Annotated in this window: 2 protein-coding genes; both read right to left on the reverse strand. The window is 72.5% G+C overall.

Annotated features, from left to right (window positions below; all coding sequences use genetic code 11):
• The coding region (locus tag G6030_RS13760; protein ID WP_241724360.1) for an amidohydrolase family protein at nt 1-1011 on the reverse strand (1011 nt) is incomplete at its 3' end.
• A gap of 35 nt (nt 1012-1046) precedes the next feature.
• Nucleotides 1047-2459 carry an amidohydrolase family protein gene (locus G6030_RS13765; RefSeq protein WP_182643512.1) on the reverse strand — a complete coding sequence of 471 codons (1413 nt, stop codon included), beginning with the start codon at nt 2457-2459 and terminating at the stop codon, nt 1047-1049.
• Nucleotides 2460-2536: the final 77 nt, after the last annotated feature.

Raw genomic sequence — 2536 nt, forward strand, 5'->3', positions numbered from 1 at the left:
CGGGCCGCCGGTGGCGCGGGCCAGCAGCAGCGACGTGTGCATCTCCTCCCACAGCACGCTCGACTCGTTGCTCGCCGCGCCGTCCACCCCGAGCCCGACCGGGATCCCGGCCGCCAGCATGTCCGGCACCCGCGCGATCCCGGCGCCCAGGCGGCCGTTGGAGACCGGACAGTGTGCGGCGCCCATCCCGCCCGCGGCCATCGCGGCGATCGCGGCGTCGTCGAGGTGCACGGTGTGCGCGAACCACACGTCGGGACCCACCCACCCCACGGACTCCATGTACTCCATGGGCGTACTGCCGAAGCGCTCGCGGCAGAACACCTCTTCGTCGTCGGTCTCGGCCAGATGGGTGTGCAGCCGAACGCCCTTCTCGCGGGCGAGGTCCGCGCTGGTGCGCAGCAGGTCGCCGGTCACCGAGAACGGCGAACAGGGCGCCACGGCGATCCGGCACATGGACTCCGGCGAGGCGTCGTGGAACCGGTCGATGACGTCGGCGGTGCCGGCGAGGATCGCGTCGGTGCTCTCGACCACCGAGTCCGGGGGCAGGCCACCGTCGCTGCGACCGAGGTCCATCGAGCCACGGGTGGGGTGGAAGCGCAGACCCACCTCGGCGGCGGCGGAGATCTCGGCGGCGAACACTTCCCCGGCGTCGGCCGGCACGACGTAGTGGTGGTCCGTGGTCGTGGTGCACCCGCCCAACGCGAGCTGCGCTAGTCCGCCGAGCGCCGCGGTGCGCACGTCGTCGGCCGTGATGCCGGCCCATACCGGGTAGAGCGTGGTCAGCCACTCGAACAGCGTCGAGTCCGCCGCCAGGCCGCGGGTGAGCCATTGATAGAGGTGATGATGGGTGTTGACCAGGCCGGGCGTCGCCACGCAGCCCGTCCCGTCGACCCGCTCGACGTCGGCCGGTACCAGCGCCGGGTCGCACGGCCCCTCACCCACCGCGACGATCCGCGCGCCGTCGAGCAGCACGTGCCCGCTCGCGTACCCGGCGTCGCCGGGACCGTCCATGGTGACGACCGCGCAGTTCTCGATGAGCACGGCGGTCATGACCGCACCAGACCTTTTTCGACCATGCCCGGGGTGAAGGCCGGCGTGAACCCCCGCACCCGCGCCGAGCGGATCATGCGGTCGGTGAGCTGCGCGTCGGCCTCGTCGGCCAGGGGGTGCAGGCTGCGCGCGCCCTCGGCTACCAGGCGTCCGCCCACGTAGACGTGGGTGAGATTGCGCAGCGAGCAGGCCAGGACGTACGTGGCGACCGGGTCCCAGATCGGGCCGGTGGCGGGCCTGGTGGGGTCGACGACGACGAGGTCCGCGTACTTCCCGACCTCCACGCTGCCGATCCTGCCGGACAGGCCGAGGGCCTCTGCCGCCCCGAGGGTGTGCATCCGCAGGACCTCGCGGGCGGCCAGCACTGCGGCATCGGAGTGGACGGCGCGTTGGGTGTACAGGCCGATCCGCATGTTCTGGAACGGGTCGGACACGTCGGTGCAGGACTGGTCGTCCAGGCCCATGCCGACGCGGATCCCGGCGTCGCGGTAGCGGGTGATGTCGGCGATGCCCGAGCCGAGCCGGCCGTTGGAGGTGGCCTGCCAGATCACGGCCGAGTCGGTCTCGGCCACGCGGTCGACCATGTGGTCGGTGGGGTGCACGAAGTGGCCGAACGCGAAGTCCGGTCCCAGCACCCCGGCGCGGTCGTACCAGTCGAACTTGGCCCGCTGCACCTCGAGGTGCTCGGCGGTCTCCACGAAGTGCGCCTGGTTGCCCACGCCGTGGGTGGCCATGGCGTGGCGCTCGCGTTCGGCGGTGACCGGCGACGACGACCACTGCACCGACCCGAACACCGACCCGCCCAGGTCCAGTTCCCGCGGCACGGTGCGCAGGCGGTGGTCGGTGACGTGGGCGAACGCCTCGAAGCACTCGTCCTCGGGGAGCTGCTCGTCGTCGAGCCGCGTCGAGGTGACGCAGCGGAGTCCGGAGTCGGCCTGGGCGTCGATCTGCCGGGTGAGGAAGTCGACGTCGTGGACCCGCTCGGCCTTCAGAGTGGAGGTGGCGTGGTCGAACACGGCCACCACCCGGCTCTGCGTGAAGTTGTAGGCGCTGGTCACTCCGTTGCGTAGGAAGTCCAGGCAGCCGGCGAGGGTGAACCAGTACAGGTCCTCGGCCTCCGCGCCGACCATCATCTCGCCCATCCGCGAGACCCACCCGTAGAGCGTGTCGTCGGGGGCGGTGCCACGCATGCCGGCGGTGAACAGGTGGCTGTGGGCGGAGACGAACCCGGGCGCCAGGATCGCGCCGCCCAGGTCGTGGACGGTCCCCGGCAGGCCGGGCGGCGGGTCGCCGGGGCCGAGTCCGGCGATGACGCCCGCGTCGTCGACGTGGACCCAGCCGTGGAACCAGGCGGGGGCGGCCGGGTCGGCGGACACCGGCAGGACCAGCGCGTCGGTGAAGGTGATCATGGGGGCTCTCGTTCTCTCGTACGTGCTCGCGGGGGCGGGCGGCTGGTGGGGGGGTGCGGCGGGCGCCTCAGCCGGGC

Origin of the sequence: Dietzia sp. E1, from assembly GCF_014145015.1 — a bacterium.
In the GTDB taxonomy this organism is placed as follows: Bacteria; Actinomycetota; Actinomycetes; order Mycobacteriales; family Mycobacteriaceae; genus Dietzia; species Dietzia cinnamea_A.

Excerpts from the sequence above, each read along its gene's own strand:
- G6030_RS13765 (WP_182643512.1), bottom strand. The coding sequence starts at position 2,459 with ATGATCACCTTCACCGACGCGCTGGTCCTGCCGGTGTCCGCCGACCCG.